This window comes from Nocardia sp. NPDC057663 (assembly GCF_042799895.1).
GTDB lineage: Bacteria > Actinomycetota > Actinomycetes > Mycobacteriales > Mycobacteriaceae > Nocardia.
Map to the genome: position 1 here is coordinate 1 of NZ_JBHVHX010000012.1, position 17216 is coordinate 17216.

At 69.9% G+C, this 17216-nt stretch carries 14 protein-coding genes; 7 read left to right on the forward strand and 7 right to left on the reverse strand.

The genetic code is table 11. The features are described from left to right. Window positions 1-76: 76 nt before the first annotated feature. Entirely contained in the window at window positions 77-919 is an 843-nt protein-coding gene (locus ACFVAV_RS23130; RefSeq protein WP_379037207.1) for a DUF1266 domain-containing protein, read from the reverse strand. Window positions 920-1016: 97 nt separating this feature from the next. Here ACFVAV_RS23130 and ACFVAV_RS23135 point away from each other — a divergent pair, with 97 nt between their 5' ends. Beyond that, window positions 1017-1289: a DUF2277 domain-containing protein gene (locus tag ACFVAV_RS23135; protein WP_379037209.1), complete on the forward strand. Its 273-nt coding sequence runs from the start codon at window positions 1017-1019 to the stop codon at window positions 1287-1289. Here ACFVAV_RS23135 and ACFVAV_RS23140 read toward each other — a convergent pair. Next, window positions 1274-2497 (reverse strand): PucR family transcriptional regulator, encoded by a 1224-nt coding sequence (locus tag ACFVAV_RS23140; protein ID WP_379037210.1) that lies wholly within the window; start codon window positions 2495-2497, stop codon window positions 1274-1276. The two genes, ACFVAV_RS23135 and ACFVAV_RS23140, sit on opposite strands and share 16 nt — an antisense overlap. A 106-nt stretch (window positions 2498-2603) precedes the next feature. On the opposite strand from ACFVAV_RS23140, the gene ACFVAV_RS23145 reads away from it, so the two are divergent. The 3 genes from ACFVAV_RS23145 (at window position 2604) to ACFVAV_RS23155 (ending at window position 6271) form a co-directional block, all read left to right on the forward strand. Further along, window positions 2604-4166 (forward strand): aldehyde dehydrogenase family protein, encoded by a 1563-nt coding sequence (locus ACFVAV_RS23145; RefSeq protein WP_379037211.1) that lies wholly within the window; start codon window positions 2604-2606, stop codon window positions 4164-4166. Continuing rightward, window positions 4163-4981, forward strand: a complete 819-nt coding sequence (locus ACFVAV_RS23150) for an SDR family oxidoreductase (protein WP_379037212.1) — start codon at window positions 4163-4165, stop codon at window positions 4979-4981. Before ACFVAV_RS23145 ends, ACFVAV_RS23150 begins: the two co-directional genes overlap by 4 nt. Window positions 4982-5374: 393 nt before the next feature. After that, a complete protein-coding gene (locus ACFVAV_RS23155; protein ID WP_379037214.1) occupies window positions 5375-6271 on the forward strand; it encodes a LysR family transcriptional regulator in 897 nt (298 codons plus the stop codon). Here ACFVAV_RS23155 and ACFVAV_RS23160 read toward each other — a convergent pair. Then, the gene (locus ACFVAV_RS23160) at window positions 6268-7617 is read right to left on the reverse strand and encodes an amidase (protein WP_379037215.1); all 1350 of its coding nucleotides are present in this window, start codon (window positions 7615-7617) and stop codon (window positions 6268-6270) included. The genes ACFVAV_RS23155 and ACFVAV_RS23160 overlap by 4 nt on opposite strands. Window positions 7618-7838: 221 nt before the next feature. Here ACFVAV_RS23160 and ACFVAV_RS23165 point away from each other — a divergent pair, with 221 nt between their 5' ends. Both ACFVAV_RS23165 and ACFVAV_RS23170 read left to right on the forward strand, forming a co-directional pair. After that, the gene (locus ACFVAV_RS23165) at window positions 7839-10253 is read left to right on the forward strand and encodes a serine/threonine-protein kinase (protein ID WP_379037217.1); all 2415 of its coding nucleotides are present in this window, start codon (window positions 7839-7841) and stop codon (window positions 10251-10253) included. Between the two features lie 4 nt (window positions 10254-10257). Continuing rightward, a complete protein-coding gene (locus ACFVAV_RS23170; protein WP_379037218.1) occupies window positions 10258-12189 on the forward strand; it encodes a serine/threonine-protein kinase in 1932 nt (643 codons plus the stop codon). Here the strand turns inward: ACFVAV_RS23170 and hpt are convergent. From hpt to ACFVAV_RS23190, 4 genes are all read right to left on the reverse strand, one after another. Continuing rightward, the gene (hpt, locus tag ACFVAV_RS23175) at window positions 12180-12731 is read right to left on the reverse strand and encodes a hypoxanthine phosphoribosyltransferase (RefSeq protein WP_110041409.1); all 552 of its coding nucleotides are present in this window, start codon (window positions 12729-12731) and stop codon (window positions 12180-12182) included. The genes ACFVAV_RS23170 and hpt overlap by 10 nt on opposite strands. Window positions 12732-12754: 23 nt before the next feature. Next, complete coding sequence (gene tilS, locus ACFVAV_RS23180; RefSeq protein ID WP_379037374.1) at window positions 12755-13762, reverse strand: tRNA lysidine(34) synthetase TilS; 1008 nt, start codon at window positions 13760-13762, stop codon at window positions 12755-12757. A gap of 159 nt (window positions 13763-13921) precedes the next feature. Next, window positions 13922-14983, reverse strand: coding sequence for a zinc-dependent metalloprotease (locus tag ACFVAV_RS23185; protein ID WP_379037220.1), 1062 nt, complete (start codon window positions 14981-14983; stop codon window positions 13922-13924). A gap of 12 nt (window positions 14984-14995) precedes the next feature. Further along, window positions 14996-16363, reverse strand: a complete 1368-nt coding sequence (locus ACFVAV_RS23190) for a D-alanyl-D-alanine carboxypeptidase/D-alanyl-D-alanine-endopeptidase (protein ID WP_379037375.1) — start codon at window positions 16361-16363, stop codon at window positions 14996-14998. Window positions 16364-16705: 342 nt separating this feature from the next. Here ACFVAV_RS23190 and ACFVAV_RS23195 point away from each other — a divergent pair, with 342 nt between their 5' ends. After that, window positions 16706-17194, forward strand: a complete 489-nt coding sequence (locus ACFVAV_RS23195; protein WP_379037222.1) for an inorganic diphosphatase — start codon at window positions 16706-16708, stop codon at window positions 17192-17194. Window positions 17195-17216 lie beyond the last annotated feature (22 nt).

The window sequence follows — 17216 nt, forward strand, 5'->3', positions numbered from 1 at the left end:
GCGACGAAGGAGCAAGCAACGGTGCCTGACCGGCGGGACACAAGGGGCCGCGAACTCGAGCGCGCCAGCGCTCCAACTACTCGGCTTCGGTCTTCTGCTCGGGCTCGTTCAGCTCGATCCGGCGCCACGGGCTGGTCGGGCGGGTCCATAGCCGTAGCAGTTCCATCCGGCGGTCGACGCCGCCGTTCTTCAGTTCGGCGAGGTCCTCGGTGGCCTGCCAGTAGGTCCAGCCGGCGAGGTAGGCGTCGCCGAACTGGCGCCAGTTGCGGTAGCGGCGCTGCGCGGGAGCCAGCGCCCGCATCGCGTACTCCCACGCCACGTCGGCGTCGATGTAGCCGGCGGTGAACGCCATCCTGGCGACCGCGACGACGCGGGCCAGGTCCCAGGCGTGGATGTCGTTGGGCAGCGGTCGGGCCAGGTGGTCGGTGAAACCGATCTTGATGGCCTGGGCCCAGATGTCGTAGTCGCGGACCAGCGCCTCGGGGTTGTCCATGCCGCGGAAGGAACCGACCTGGCGGAGGAAGGCGCGGTGCCGGTCGGCGCGTTCACCGAAGCGGTCGCGTTCGCTGGCATTGATCGAGGCCATCACCAGCGGATGCACCAGGGCGTAAAGGGGGGCGTGCATGCCTTCGAGGAGCTGTTCCATCGATGCGCGCGCCTCGGTGCCGTCGGTGATGCCCCACGCGCCGGTGAGGGTGTCGATGGCGAGTTCGCGGCGATCACCGAGCGGGTGCTCGCGCTCGGGGCCGAGCAACATCGCGTCGTGGAAGGCGTCCCAGCGGGTGGAGTAGAAGGCGCCGAGCGCGAGCGCGCGAAGTTCATCGTCGCTCACACCGGCGCCGGACCAGTGGTCTTCCTCGCGCTCGTCCAGTTCCGGGTAGGGAAAGGTGGTCAGCGCTGGTACTCCCCTGGCAGGCATGCGGCCGAGTCTAGTGCGGCGGGTGCCTTCCGGGGCCGAGGAGCGAATCTGCTTTCTTGGCCTGCAGTGATCTGCCACACAGGTCTATTGTTCTGACATGTGTAGAAATATCACCGTCTTGCGTGGTCTGGAGCCTGCCGCCACCGAGCAGGAGATCTACGCTGCCGCCTTGCAATATGTGCGCAAAGTCGGCGGCATCTCCGGGCTGAGCAGCACCACCAAGCCCGCGGTCGACAAGGCCGTCGCCGCTATCGCCGCGGCGACGACGACGCTGCTCGCCGAGCTTCCCGACCGACGGGTTCCGCCGCCCACCGAACCCCCGCTGCGCCGGATCGCGGCCAGGGACGGCGCGGTTCAGGAAATGCCGTAGGCGGCGACGCAATCCAGCGCTATCTCCAGCGCCAGTGCTCGCTCGGACACCGGATGTCCGAGGATTTCCTCCACGCGGTGGATCCGGTACCGCACCGTGTTCTTGTGCACGCCCAGTATGCGCGCCGCTTCCTCCGGGCTGCGCTGCGCACGCAGATAGGCGTGCAGGGTCGCGCGTAGCCGGGTCGCGACGGGGTCGATGCCCGTCAGCCCACGCAGCTCGCGCGCGATCAGCCCGCGCATCGCGGCCGTGTCGACACCGGCCAGGTAAGCGATCTCGACCTCGCGATAGCTGGTGACGGCCCGGCTGCCGCGCTCGGCGACCCGCCGCGCGGCCACCGCCTCCCGGTGACTGGCCACGAACCCGTCGACGTGCGTGCCCGGCAGCCCGAACGCCACCCGCACCGGCGCCGCCACCTCGCAGCGCGCGATCCGCTCGACGATCTCGGCGTCGTCGTCGATGGCCGCCCAGGCCCACAGCCCGCTCGCGCTGGCGGCGACGGTGAGCAGACCGGTCGCCCCGAGCGTCGCCGCGATCCTGGCCGCGGCGCGGTCGAGCGGGCTGCCCGGTTCCTCGCCGCCCGCGTCACCGGTCCACAGCAGAAACGCCAGATGACGTTGCGAGAGCCGGTAACCGAGGCCGATCGAGGCCTGGTCCACGTCGACCGCTGTGCCCGCCAGCAGCGCGCGCACCAGTTCGGTACGGGTGTTGAGCGCGTCGCGCAGGACCCGTTCGCGTTCGGCCATGAAGGTGCCGGTGAGGGCTTCGACCGACAGTCCCATCCAGGTCGTCGACCGCTCGAACATCCGTAGCAGGACCGCCCGCTCGAGCTCCGGCGGCATCCGGCCTTCGCCGACGGTCTCGGTCATCACCGCGAGTGCCTCGGCCAGGCCCGTCCGGTAGGCGCGCAGCAGCACCCGCACGTCGAGGCCGCGGCGGGCGATGGTTCTGGCCAGGACGTGCGCTTCCTCGGGGAGCGCAAGATCGTCGGTGTCGGTGGCGAGTCCGCCGAGCACCACCCTGGCGTGCGCGCGGGTGCTGGCGGCCAGGTCTCGGCGCAGGTCGGGCTCGTCGAGTTCCGGTGAACCGGCGAGCACGGCCGCGTCGAGGCGCGCGACGACACGTTCCATCGTCTGCGTGCGCAGCAGTTCGAGCACGAACTCGGCGATCCAGCCGCGCACCTGCTCGCCGATTTGTTCTCCAGACACCAGAAAATCCGATTTCGTTGACGGGAACGGCCAAGAATCCGTGCCCTCATTGTGCCAGGCTGATAGTTGGTGAACTGAATCACACAACGCAGTGGGGAGCACGACAGTGACCGAACTCGACCAGACCGCCGCGGCCGAAGCCCAGGTGATCGCGGTGCACAATCCAGCGACCGGCGAACAGACCGGCTCGGTGCCGATCGTGGCGCCGGACGAGGTGGCGGCCGCGGTCCGGGAACTGCGCCTCTTCCAGCCCGAATGGGAGGCGATCGGCCCCGAGGGCCGCAAGAAGTGGCTGCTGACGATGCAGGACTGGCTGATCGACAACACCGAGCACCTGGCCGCGGTCCTGCAGTCGGAGACCGCCAAGCCGCGCGTCGACGCGCTCATCGACCCGGCCTTCGCCGTCGACCTCCTCGGCTACTACGCGCGCCGGGCGGGCAAGTTCCTCGCCGACGAGCATCCCTCCCCGCACAGCCCGCTCGCGCGGGTGAAGTCGCTGACCGTCGCCTACCGCCCGTACCCCGTGGTCGGCGTGATCACGCCGTGGAACTTCCCGCTCGCGATGCCCGCGATCGATGTGTTCCCCGCGCTGGCCGCCGGCGCGGCGGTGATTCTCAAGCCGTCGGAGGTGACGCCGCTGTCGGCGGTCGAGCTGGCCCGCGGCTGGGCCGAGATCGGCGCGCCGCCGGTGTTCAAGGTGGTCACCGGTGCGGGGGCGACCGGCGCCGCCGTCGTCGAGAACGCCGACTACATCCAGTTCACCGGCTCCACCGCGACCGGCCGCAAGATCGCCGCCGCCTGCGCGGAGCGGATGGTGCCCTACAGCCTCGAGCTCGGCGGCAAGGACCCGGCGATCGTGCTGGCCGACGCCGACATCGACCGCGCCGCGCACGGCATCGCCTTCGGCGGCATGTTCAATGCCGGGCAGGTCTGCATCTCGGTCGAACGGGTCTACGTCGAAGCGCCGGTCTACGACGAGTTCGTCACCAAGCTGACCGCTGCCGTCGCCGCCCTGCGCCAGGGCGAGGACGGTCGGGAATCGAAGAACGATGTGGGCGCGCTGGCCAACGAGAACCAGGTGCGAATCGTGCAGCGCCACGTCGACGAGGCGATCGCGGCGGGCGCGCGGGCGACCACCGGCGGCAAGCGCACCGGCGTCGGCACCTTCTTCGAGCCGACCGTGCTCGTCGACGTCGACCATTCGATGTCGTGCGTCGCCGAGGAGACCTTCGGGCCGACGCTGCCGGTGATGAAGGTGGCCGACGAGGCCGAGGCGATCCGGCTGGCCAACGATTCGATCTACGGCCTGTCGGCGTCGGTGTGGACCGGGGACAAGGCGCGCGGCGAACGCGTGGCCAGGCAGCTGGACGCGGGCGCGGTCAACATCAATGACGTGTTCGCCAACCTGTTCAACCCGGCGATGCCGATGGGCGGCTGGGGCCTGTCCGGTGTCGGCGCGCGCTGGGGCGGGGCGTCGGGCCTGCGGAAGTACTGCCGCGTGCAGGCGATGACCAAGCCGAAGATTCCGACCATGAGCAAAGAGCTGTTCTGGTACCCGTACGACATGAACAAGCTCGTCGTCGCGGTGGCCGCGATGCGGGCCGCCGGTGCGCGCGGCATCCGCCGCATCGACCTCCCGTCGGTGTGGCGGCTCAAGGGCGGCAAATGAGCACGGCGGTCCGCGACCTCGTCGTCGTGATCACCGGCGGCGCCCGCGGCATCGGACTCGCGACGGCCCTGCGGCTGCAGGAGCACGGCGCACGGGTGGCGATCGGCGACATCGACGAGGCAGCGGTGAAAGCGGCAGGCGATTTCGCGCTGTCGGGCGCGCTCGACGTCACCGACCCGGTCTCGTTCGAGGCCTTCCTCGACGAGGTCGAACGCACCGTCGGCCCGATCGATGTGCTGATCAACAACGCGGGCATCATGCCGACCGGCCTGGTGGTCGACGAGCCCGACCGGGTGACCCGCCGGATTCTCGAGATCAACGTCTACGGCGTGATTCTCGGTTCCAAGCTCGGTCTGGCCCGGATGCTGCCGCGCGGGCGCGGGCACGTCATCAACATCGCCTCACTGGCCGGCGAGACGCACATCCCCGGGCTGGCGACCTACAACGCCAGCAAGCACGCGGTGCTCGGCTTCACCGACACCCTGCGTGAGGAGTATCGCGGGTCGGGCGTGCGGTTCTCGGCGGTGTTGCCGACGCTGACGAAGACCGAGCTCGGCGCCGGGGTGAAGACCAACTGGTTGGTGCAGCCGGCCGAACCGGAGCAGATCGCCGCGGCGATCGAGGGGTTGATCGGATCGCCGCGCTCGAAGGTGCGGGTGTCGGCGTTCGCGGGCTATCTGTCCCGGTTCGTGAACCTGCTGCCCGAGGCCGTCGGTGACGGTCTCGGCCGGGCGCTGGGGTCGCGCACGGCCTTCCTCGGTGATGTCGACAGTTCGGCGCGGCGCGCCTACGAGCAACGCGCTCGCGAGAGCTGAACATCCGGAATCCGGCTGCGCGCGCATGGCTCGCCGCGGCCGGATTCCACACACCGAAACCTATTTGTGACGAAACTCACTGTGGCGCAGGGTTTCCGGCACGACCGTGGTCAACGGTCTGTTTCATTGCTCGTCCGCGTCGCCGGGACGCGCGCCACACCGCGCCTGATCGTGTGAAACCGGACGCATTTCCGCTGGTCAACCGCCCAGCAGCCACCTGTCCGCCGCTCAGCGCCCGGTGATCGCACACAAAGTGACGCCTCAATGGTGCAGCACACCATGTCAGGCCATATGCTGTGCATTACCAACCTGGTGACTGTTTTGATCCACCTCCGCGAACTTCCTTGCCCGTTTTGGCTGGATTTTCCCGACCGATTCTGATAGCAAGGTGCTATGGACCCGCATTTGCGCGATCTGCGGTATTTCGTCGCCGTCGCTGAGGAACTGCATTTCACCAACGCCGCCCAGCGGCTGCATATCGCTCAGCCGACGTTGTCACGCCAGATCCGCCAGCTCGAACGCCAGCTCGACGTGGTCCTGTTCGACCGCAACCAGCGCAGTGTCGCCCTCACCGTCGCCGGTAAGGAACTGCTCGAAGGCGCACGCAAGATCCTGGAGCTGTGGGAGGTGACCAACGTCTCCCTGCAGGAAGCCGGCGAAGTGCTGCGCGTCGGTATCCAGTCCGCGCTCGGCCGCGGCCTGCTCAACGACCTGGAGAGCGCCAGCGGCCACCGCCTCGCCCTGCACGCCGCCTCCTGGAACGACCCGTCCAGTGGCCTGGCAGGCCGTCAGGCCGACCTGGCCCTGGTGTGGCTGCCACTGCCCGACCCCAACCGCTACCGCTGGCAGGTGCTGCGTACCGAGCCGCGCTGGGTGCTGCTGCCCGAGACCCACCCGCTGGCCGAGCAGGAGACGATCGAATTCGCCGATCTGCTCGACGAGCCGTTCATCGCCCTGCCGACCGAAGCGGGCGCGGTCCGCGACTTCTGGCTCGGCAACGACGCCCGCGGCGGCCGGGCCGCCAAGATCGGCGCCGAAGCCGCCACCCCCGAAGACAAGCTCGAGGCCGTGAGCCTGGGCCTCGGCGTGTGCTTGCTCGCCGAGAACAACGTGCCGATGTACCGCTGGCCCGGCCTGACCGCGCGCCCGGTCGCCGGTCTCACCCCGTGTGAGCTGGCGGTGGCCTGGCGCGCCGACGACACCCGGCCGACCATCCTGGAATTCGCCGGTCGCGCCGTCGACGGCGGTTTCTCCGAGCCGCAGCAGGTGCAGACCCCGATCGCGGTCTAGTTCGTCAGCTCCAGTTGGGCGGCGAGGCCGAGCAAGGTGGCCTCGCTGCCCGGTGGACCGGCCAGCTGCGCCGCGAGGGGGGTGTGCGCCTCGGGATGGGTGCCCATCGGCACCGACGCGGCGGGCCAGCCGACCAGATTCCAGACACCGGTGAACGGCGCGTAGTGCGCCGAGACGAGCACATTCGCGGTCCAGCCGCGCCCGCTCCACTGTTTGGCCTTGGGCGGCGGTGCCGCGAGCGTGGGCGTGATCACCACGTCGAAGTTCTCGAAGAAGTCGACCAGTCCGGCCTCGATCCGGTCGACCTGGTTCGGCCGCACCAAGCGCAGCCGCCGGATCAGCCTGCCCACCGCGAGGTGCCGCTTGGTGCGGCGTTGCAGCAGGTCGGGGTGCGGTAGCACCGCGGCGTCGGCGAGGCCGGCGCTGGGCCAGCGCAGCGCCATCGCCAGCGCCGTGTCGCCGTAGGGCAGTTCGACCGGCTCCACCAGGTGCCCGGCCGCCGCCGCACGCGCACCCGCCGTGCGCGCTGCCGCCGTCCAGTGCCGATCCACCCGGACGAGTCGCGACGGCGGAGCCACGGCAAGTCCGATGCGTAGTCGCTGCGGTGCGCGTAGCTCGGCCAGATCGGAACGTCCCGCCAGCACCGACAACGCCAGCGCCGCGTCCGACACCGTCGTCGCGAGCACGCCGTTCTCGGCCATGCCTGCCCAGGAATCGACGCCGATGCCCGCGGGCACCACCTGGCGGCCCGGCTTGATCCCGAAGACGCCGCAGGCCGCGGCGGGCACCCGGATCGAGCCGAGCCCGTCGTTGCCGTGCGCGATCGGCACCAGCCCCGCGGCGACCGCGGCGGCCGCGCCACCCGAGGAGCCACCGCAGGTCCGGCCGACATCGCGCGGGTTGCGCGTGACGGTCCCGTCCTCGTCGGTCGTGGCCCACAGGCCGAGTTCGGGCATCGCCGTCACCCCGACGACGATCGCGCCCGCCGCGCGCAGCCTGGCCACCACCGGATGATCCTCGGGCTCCGGCTCGGTCGAACTGGCCGCCGACCCCGCCCGGATCGGCACACCGGCGACCGCGATGTTCTGCTTCACCGCCACCGGCACGCCGGCCAGCGGCAGCTCGTCCAGATCGTCGCGGGCGGCCAGCTCCAGCGCCTCGGCGCGGGCCTGTTCGGCGCGCACGACAGTGAACGCATTGATCTTGCGATTCTCCGAGGAAATCCTGGTCAGCGCCTCGTTCACCACGTCGAGGGGCGCGATTGTGCCCGCGCGTACCCGGGCGGCCAGCGCCGCCGCCGGGCCGCCGATGGGGTATTCGTCGGCGGGTGGGTGCGAAGCGTTCATCGCCACCTCAGCGTCCGTCACGCCGTCGTCGTCGACGGACTCCCATGCTACCGCTGTGAGGTCATCGTGCATGTGCGGATTCGCCCCCGTCGCATGGTCTCGAAATTCGGGTGATCTGCTCTCGAGGCGCAAGTTATCATTCGGGTACGGCTCGGGGGCCGATGGTGTCGGGTGTGGCGGAAGGAATTTCGCTCCGGCCCGCGCGAACCTTAGGTCGGTTGATGATCGATAAGACCGGAAGCGGTGAACTGCCCGACGCGAGCGCCGGACAGTGGACAAACGTGCGCGGCGACATGGTCGACGCGTTCACCCAGGCATGGGGTTCCACGGCCGGGCAGCCGCCCGATATCGCCGAATTCCTGCCCGATGCGCGCACCCTGCGCAGGCAGGCGCTGCATGAGCTGATCCGCATCGATCTGCGCAATCGCTGGCTGCGGCACACCGGCGCCGATGTCACCCGCAAGCGCCTCGCCCACTACTGCGCCGAGTTCCCCGAGCTCGATCCGGCGACGCTGCCGCCCGGGCTGGTGTTCGAGGAGTTCGTGATCCGCAGGCACAGCGGTGAACGCGTCGACCCCCGCGACTGCCTGCGCGAATACCCGGATCAGGCGCCGAGCCTGCGCGCGCTGCTCAACGCCGACGAGCTCGAGCAGAGCACCCATCGCGCCGACGACCCCGATCCGACGGTGAACCAACCACCCGACCCGACTCGTACTACCCAGGTGACCAAGCCCGGGCTCGACCTCACCGCGACAGCGGCGGCGACAGCGACCTCGGCGGCGACCGCCGCCGCGTCGTCGCCGGGCGCGTTCGAGCCACTGGACCGGATCGAAATCGGTCAGCGCATCGGCGATTTCGAGCTGCTGACCGGGCTCGGTACCGGCGCGTTCGCGCGGGTCTTCCTGGCCAGGCAGACCTCGATGCAGCGTTTGGTCGCGGTGAAGATCTCGGCTGACCGCGGCACCGAACCGCAGACCCTGGCCCAGCTCGACCACGACTACATCGTGCGGGTCTTCGATCAGCAATTGCTCGACACCGACACCGACACCGCGCCGTCGGGCGCCCGCCGCCTGCGCCTGCTCTACATGCAGTTCCTGCCCGGCGGCACCCTGCTCGGACTCCTGCGCTGGGTGCGCGCGACCCCGCCCGACGAGCGCAGCGGCCAACTGCTGCTCGACGCGGTGGACGCGGCCATGGAGGAGAAGGGCGAGATCCGCCCGACCGATTCGAGCGTGCGCGCCGAACTGGCCGCGCTGACCTGGCCGGAGACCGTCGCGTGGCTGGGCAGGCGGCTCGCCGAGGCGCTCGACTACGCGGCCGCACACGGCGTACTGCATCGCGATGTGAAACCGGCGAACGTCCTGCTGACCGCGGAGGGCGTGCCCAAGCTGGCCGACTTCAACATCAGCTTCAGCCGCACCGTCGCCGGGACCAGTCCGGTGGCGTATTTCGGTGGCTCGCTGTCGTACATGTCCCCCGAGCAGCTCGAGGCCTGCCATCCCGGTCTCGGCCGCACCGCCGCCGACCTCGACACCCGCGCCGACATCTATTCGCTCGGCGTCGTCCTGTGGGAGCTGCTGACCGGCGCGAAGCCGTTCGACGACAGCACCGCCGAGGCCGCAGGCAGCGGCGACGAGACCACCCTCGAGGCGATGCTGGAACGGCGCACCTCCGGCGTCGACCCCGCCGCGCTCGACCGGGTGCCCGCGAACTGCCCGTCCGCGCTGCGCCGGGTCCTGCTGACCTGCCTCGAACCCGACCGGGCGCGCCGCTGGCCCGACGGCGCGGTGCTGGCCAAGCAGTTCGACCTGTGCCTGGACGAGCGTGCCCGCGACCTGACCGACCCGCCGCCGAAGAGCTGGCGGCTGCAGCTGCGCCGGTTCCCGTTGCTGGCGATGTGGCTGGCCATCGGTATCCCGAACGCCCTCGCCTCCTGGTACAACATCGTGCACAACGAGACGCTGATCGTGAGCAGGCTCAGCGAAACCGCGCAGCAATCGTTCGTGGTGATCACCACCGGGGTGAACCTGGTGTTCTTCCCGATCGGCGCGGCGACGCTCATCTATCTGGCGAGGTTCGTGCTCTCGGTCCCCCGCGGCATGCGCCACGGCAAGCGCTACGATCCGGCGACGCTGCGCCGCACCAGACACGACACCCTGCGAGTCGGCGACCGAGCGGTGATCGTCACGAGCTCGCTCTGGGCCTTGTCGAGCATTACCTTCCCGATCTCCCTGCACCTGGCCGCCGGCGACGTCCCCGCCCGCGCCGTCATCCACTTCTTCGCATCGCTGCTGGTCTGCGGCGCGATCGCGGCCGCCTACCCGTTCTTCCTCGTCACCTTCTACATGGTCCGCTGCATCTATCCGATCTTCCTGCGCCACGGCGAGATCAGTGCCGACGACAGCGCCTGGCTGCGCGGCCTGAGCCGCCGCAGCACCTGGTACCTGGCGGTCGCCGCGTCGGTGCCCCTGCTCGCGGTGGCGGGCGTGACCTTCCTGCCCCCCGTCGACATCCCCGAGGTGATCCTCGCCGTCCGGGTCCTCTGTGTCGGCGGCATCGTCGCCTTCGTCGGCTCCTACCTGCTGTTCCGCGCCCTCGAAGCCGACCTGGCCGCGCTGGATCGGGTCGTCAGCTGACCCGATGAACCCCGCGGCCGCCCGCAGCCGTACCACCGATGTGAGCTCCACACGCACCACCGAGGTGACCAGGCCGGCACCCGGCCGTACCGCCGCCGCGCACCCGACCGATCGCCGTGGGCTCGACCGGATCGAGGTCGGCACGCGAATCGGTGATTTCGAGCTGCTCACCGAGCTCGGCTCTGGCGCGTTCGCCCGCGTTTTCCTGGCCCGGCAGCGGTCGATGCAGCGCCTGGTCGCGGTCAAGATCTCCGCCGACAGCGGCAGCGAGCCACAGACCCTGGCCCAGCTCGACCACGACTACATCGTGCGCGTCTTCGACCAGCAGGTGCTCGATACGCCCGCCGACGGCTCGCCCCGGTTGCGGATGCTGTACATGCAGTTCCTGCCCGGCGGGACGCTGCTCGATGTGCTGCGCTGGGTCCGCGCGACGCCGCCTGAGGAGCGCACCAGCAGCCTGCTCCTCGATGCCGTCGACGCGGCCATGAAGGAGAAGGGCGAGATCCGCCCGACCGACTCGGCGATGCGCGCCGAGATCGCCGGCCTGAGCTGGCCGGAAACCGTCGCGTGGCTGGGCGCCAGGCTGGCTGCCGCGCTGCATCACGCGGCGGGCCACGGCGTGCTGCATCGTGATGTGAAGCCGGCCAATGTCCTGCTCACCGCCGAGGGCGTGCCCAAGCTCGCCGACTTCAACATCAGCTTCAGCCGTTCGGCGGGCACCAATCCGGTGTCGTACTTCGGCGGCTCGCTGGCGTACATGTCCCCGGAACAGCTCGAAGCCTGCCATCCGGGCCGCGATCGCAGCGCCGCCGATCTCGACACCCGCGCCGACATCTACTCGCTCGGCGTCATGCTGTGGGAGCTGCTGACCGGCGCGAAACCGTTCGACGACACCACCGTGCCCGACGACGACCTGCACCCTGAGCTCGCACTGGACGCGGCCCTGGACCGCCGCAACGCGGGCGTGGATGTCGGCCAGGTGCCCGCCGACTGCCCGGCCGCCTTGCAACGGGTACTGCTGACGTGCCTGGCCGCCGACCGCGCCGACCGGTGGGCCGACGGCGCGATGCTGGCCGCGCAATTGGACCTGTGCCTGGACGAGCACGCCCGCGACCTCACCGACCCACCACCGCGCAGTTGGCGAATCCGATTGCAGCCGTACGCGTTTACGGTGCTGGCGCTGTCGATCGCGATTCCGAACGTGCTGGCCGCCTACTACCAGCGTCAGCTCAACACGGCACTGATCCACAGCAGACTCGACCCCGGCACCTTCGCCACCCAGCGCGCCGTCGCCGACATCACCAACCTGATCTTCTTCTCTTCGGGCGGGGCGACGCTGATCTACCTGGGTCGAAGACTGCTGACCATTCCACACCGGCTACGCACCGGTCAGCGCTGCGATCCAGAGACCCTCGACCGAGCCCGCCAGGACTGTCTGCGACTCGGCCACCGAGCCGTCGCGGTGGTGTTCGTGCTGTGGATGGCGGCCGGGGTGATCTACGCGATCACCATCGGGGTGGCGGACCACGGTCTGCCCGCGCGCACGGCACTGCACCTGCTGCTGGTGTCGGCGATCTGCGCCGCCATCGCCATGACGTACCCGTTCTTCCTGATCACCCTGTACCTGGTGCGCTGCGTCTACCCGATGTTCCTGCACCACGGCCAGGACTTCCGCAGCGACGGTAAGTCGCTGACCCGGCTGGCCACCCGGTGCCGCCGCTACCTGGTGGTCGCGGCGTCCATCCCGCTGCTCGTGGTCGCCAGCGCGACGTTTCTGCCGGTCGCGGACCTGCTGACGACGCTCACCCCGCTCCGCACGATCTGCGTGGGCGGGCTGATCGGTTTCGTCTTCTCCTACATCGTGTTCCGGATCATCGAATCCGATATCCGGGCACTACTGCGCGTGACCGGAACGCGAGCACCGGGTCAGGAGTAGACCTTCGGGTCGAGGGTGCCGATGTAGGGCAGGTCGCGGTAGCGCTCGGCGTAGTCGAGGCCGTAACCGACGACGAATTCGTTCGGGATGTCGAAACCGACGTGCGCGACCTCGACGGGGGTGCGCAGCGCGTCGGGCTTGCGCAGCAGCGTCACCACTTCCAGCGAGGCAGGGTTGCGGGTGGCCAGGTTGCGCAGCAGCCAGGACAGGGTCAGACCGGAGTCGATGATGTCCTCGACGATCAGCACATTGCGGCCGGCGATGTCCTTGTCCAGGTCCTTCATGATGCGCACGACGCCCGAGGACGAGGTGGACGAGCCGTAGGAGGACACGGCCATGAACTCGAGCTGGGTCGGGATCGGTAGCGCCCTGGCGAAGTCGGTCATGAAGAAGATCGCGCCCTTGAGGACACCGATCAGCAGGAGGTCGCCTTCGGGCGCATCGGGCGGGTACCGCTTGGCGACGAGCTCGGCCAGCTCTTCGATCTTGGCCTTGATCTGGTCTTCGGTGATCAGCACCGATGCGATGTCGTCTCCGTACACGGAAGTGGGTGTCCCTTCGGTGGTCATGTGGCATCGTTTCGCGGCTGCACGCGTACCGTCAGCGTGCCATGCTCGCGCGCCACGACCAACCTGTGGTCCCTCCCGCCGCCCGCCACCGCGACTCCACCCTGCCCGCGCCAGTTGCTCACCAGGTCGTCGATCGCTTGTAAATGGGCGTTCAGCAAGCCGCTCACGCCCTGCTCGGCGAGCCAGGCCCTGATCGTTCTGCGCCGCAGCGCCGGGGCCGCAGTGGCCAGGATCTCGATCGACAGTGCCGGTCGATCACTGTCGCCGGCGCCACCGTCGCCCGCGCTCGCCGCACGCAGCAAGTCGGCGGTGAGCACGTCGAGCACCTCGCCGTCGGCCCGCAGTTGATCCGCCGTCCGCGCCAGCGCCTGAGCCACGCCGCCCCCGAGCACGTCCTCGAGCAGCGGCAGCACTTCGGTGCGCACCCGCACCCGGGTGTACGCGGGATCGAGATTGTGCGGGTCCGCCCATGGTTCGATACCGAGATCGGCACACATCCGCACCGTCTCCGCCCGCCGGACACCGAGCAACGGCCGCCCCCACGGCGGATTCCACGCCGACATCCCGTGAATAGACCGCCCACCCGACCCCCGAGCCAGCCCGAGCAACACGGTCTCGGCCTGATCATCGAGAGTGTGCCCGAGCAACACCGGCCTGCCCGCACGCGCAGATTCCAGCGCCGCATACCTGGCCACCCGCGCCGCCGCCTCGATCCCGCCGTCCCGCCCGACCTCAACCGGCAGCACCTGAGCTTCCACACAGCCCAATCCGAGCGCCTGCTCAGCCGCCCGCGCGGCCACCTCCCCCGACCCGTCCTGCAACCGGTGATCCACCACGACCGCCGTCACGTCCCCCGCCTCGACGACAGCAGCAGCAACCAAGGCCAGCGAATCAGCTCCCCCCGACAACCCCACCACAACCGGCATCCGCCCACCCCGCGCCGCAACCCACTCCCGCACACCCCGCCGCACAGCCAGCACAGCCGACGTCTCCGGCAGCCGCATTCTCATATCTGCAGGCTACTCAGCACCCCAGAACAACTGACCACCGCGAGCACATGGGTAACTCACCGGGCACGGACAAACTCACCCACCCCGATCACCGCCGGCCGCCAATGCCACCTGAGCGGCAGGCAGGTCTGGCCTGAATACGCGGAGAGGCGGTCAGAGCACTCGGTTGATCCAGCGTTCCGGGTCGTCTACTTCGTCGAGTCTCGGCAGGGTTTCCGCGTCGGTCCACACCGCGTTGAACTCCGTCACCCCGACCCGCTCGACGACCGCATCGACGAACTTCTTCCCCCGCACATACTGCGCGACCTTCGCGTCCACCCCGAGCAGTGCGCGCAGCAACCGCTGGATCGGATTGGTCGGCTTCTTCCTGCGCTGGTCGAAGGCAGCGCGGATGTCGGCGACGGTCGGCACCACCGTGGGTCCGACGGCGTCCATCACGTGATCGGCGTGTCCTTCCAGCAGGGTGCCGAGCATGAGCAGCCGGTCGAGGGCCTCGCGCTGCGGTGGGGCCTGGGCGGCGCGCAGCAGGCCGACGACCCCGCGGCTGTTGGGGTCGTCGGCGGTGTCGCCGTTGCGCCGGGACCGCACCTCGGCGATCAGCCTGCTGAGCATCTCGCTCATCGGCTCCTCGCCGACCACGCTGAGGAGGTCGACATTGGTGCGCATGTAGTCGGCCAGCCACGGCGCCGAGGAGAACTGCACCCGGTGGGTCACCTCGTGCAGGCAGACCCACAGCCGGAAGTCGGACGGGTCGACGCCGAGCGCCCGCTCGACGCTGAGGATATTGGGCGCGACCAGCAGCAGGGTGCCGTCTTCGCCGGTGAACGGGTCGTATTGGCCGAGGATCGCGGTGGACAGGAACGCCAGCATGGTCCCGGCCTGCAGCCCGGCGGGCTTCCCGACGAATCTGCCGACCGGGGTGGTGATGTCGGTGCCGGTGAGCACGGCCATCGAGTCGGCGGCGGCGGAGATCCAGCCGGGCCGGTCGACGATCCTGGCCTCGGGCACCGGCCGGTCGTCGAGCAGTCCGCTGACCTCACGCACCGGCCCCTCGGCCCGCACCGAGGCGGCGGCGAGCTCGGCGACGACCTGTTCGGCGGTCTGCCGGGAGGTGCGCGGCCCGGCGGGCGCCAGCACAGCGCCGGTGCGCGCGGCGAGCCGCCAGTCCACGGCGCCACTGAATCCGGAGGTCGTCCCGGTCTTGTCGTCGGTCATCGCCACCCGCTCTCAGGAGCATCCGCAGTTGCGCAGGGTGCCCGCCACCGCGTCGAGCGCGGGCCTGCTGACCTCCGGCAGTCGGTCGTTGGACATCAGCGCGAAGGTCAGCACCCGGCCGTCACGGTCGAGCACATACCCGACCAACGCGCTGGCGACGCTCAGAGTTCCGGTCTTGGCGCGCACCCAGCCCGCGCCCGCCCGGTTCTGGGTGACGAAGCGCGGCGCCAGCGTCCCTGTGCCGCCCGCGACCGGCAGGTCGTCCAGCAGCGGTGCGAGAGCCGCTGCGCGCGGGTCGCTTTCGGGCCTGGCCTGGGTGCCCGCCGGCACCACCGTAGATTCGCCGGTCGGCTTGGCCGCGGTCGCGATGATCGAGTCGAGCAGCCGCGGCGGCACCCGGTCGTCGACCGAGAGCCCGCTGTTGTCGGCCAGATGCAGCCCGGCGACGTCGAATCCCGCGCTGGTCAGCGCCGCGGTCGTGGCCGCGACCGCACCGGCGAAGGAGGCTTCGTGCCCGGTCGCCACCGCCAGTTCCCGCCCGATCGTCTCGGCGAGCACATTGTCGGAGTGGATCATCATGTCGTGCAGGCGAACTCGCAGCGGCGCCGATTCCACCCTGGCGAGCTCGGCGCCGCTCTGCGCGGCCGGACCGACCCGCACGGCGGCGGGGTCGACGCCGAGTTCGGCGGCCAGCGCCCGCCCGGCTTCCAGCGCGGGAGTGGAGGTGCGCGGCGAGTAGTCGGCCGACGGATCGAACCGGCCGCCGTCGAGCATGATCGGTTCGATCGGGGTGATCGAGCCCTCCGGGATGTCGATCGGGTCCCAGCCCGAGGCCATGGTCGGCCCGGTGTAGGCCGAGGTATCGACGACGATCGCGTTCACCTGCCTGCCGGCGGCCTTGACCTGCGCGGCCAGATCCGCGATCCGGGCGCCATCGGTGTAGTAGCCGCCGTCGGCCCTGGTGGTCAGCGTCGGATCGCCGCCCGCGACGAGCACCAGCTCTCCCGGCGCACCCGCGACGACCTTGGTCGGCACCCGCTGATCGTCGGGCAGCGTGAGCAGCGCGGCTGCGACCAGCATGACCTTGGCCGTCGAGGACGGAATCATCGCCTTGGCGGGATCCTGGCTCCACAGCACGGCCCCGCTGGTCGGATCGGTGACCTGCCCGGCGAAAGCACCAAGATCGGGGCTGCCGACCACGGGCGCCAGCGCCGCGGCGATCCCGGCCACCGTCGGCGCGGGCGCGTCCGACCTGGTCGGCGTCACCCGCGCGGCGGGCGCCTCGCCCCGCGGCGGCTCGGCGACGGTCAGCCCCCCGTGCCGGAACTCCGGTGTCCACGGTTTCGCGATCACCGCGAACCCACCCGCGATCACCAGCATCGCGACAACCACCGCGGACAGCCAGATCCACAGCGACGATCGCCCACCCCGCGATCCCGTCTTGTCGGCGCTTCGATCGATCACGACCGTCGGTGCTTCGTTGCCATAGGGCGGATGACCCGTTCCGCGCTGATCCATCAGGCCACCCGGCCGACCGGAATCTCGAACCCTGACATCAACGCCTCACCGATCCTCGACTGTCTCGCCCGACACGCCTCGACTGCGCGCTGAGCCGCCTGCCGCACCGGTGTTCCAGCACACCACACTATCCTCGTTGCGCAACGGTTCCCCAGAACGATCTGGCGAGTCGGCAGACTGCACTCGAACGAACAAGGAGATGGCGTGGAGTTCGACGTCACCATCGAGATCCCCAAGGGTTCTCGGAACAAGTACGAGGTCGATCACGAGAGCGGCCGGGTCAAGCTCGACCGGTACCTATACACCTCCATGGGCTACCCGGCCGACTACGGCTTCATCGAGAACACCCTCGGCGAGGACGGCGATCCGCTGGACGCGCTGGTGCTGCTGCCCGAGTCGGTGTTCCCCGGCGTCATCGTCGAGGCCCGCCCGGTCGGCGTGTACCGCATGACCGACGAGGCAGGCGGCGACGACAAGGTGCTGTGTGTGCCCGCGGGCGACCCCCGCTGGGATCACATCCAGGACCTGGCCGACGTCTCGGAGTTCGAGCTGTCCGCGATCAAGCACTTCTTCGAGCGCTACAAGGACCTCGAGCCGGGCAAGTTCGTCCAGGGTTCGGAGTGGCTGGACCGCGCCGAGGCCGAGAAGATCATCGAGGAGTCCTTCGCCCGCCTGAAGGAATCCGGCCACTGAGCTGACGGTGCACGAAAAACGG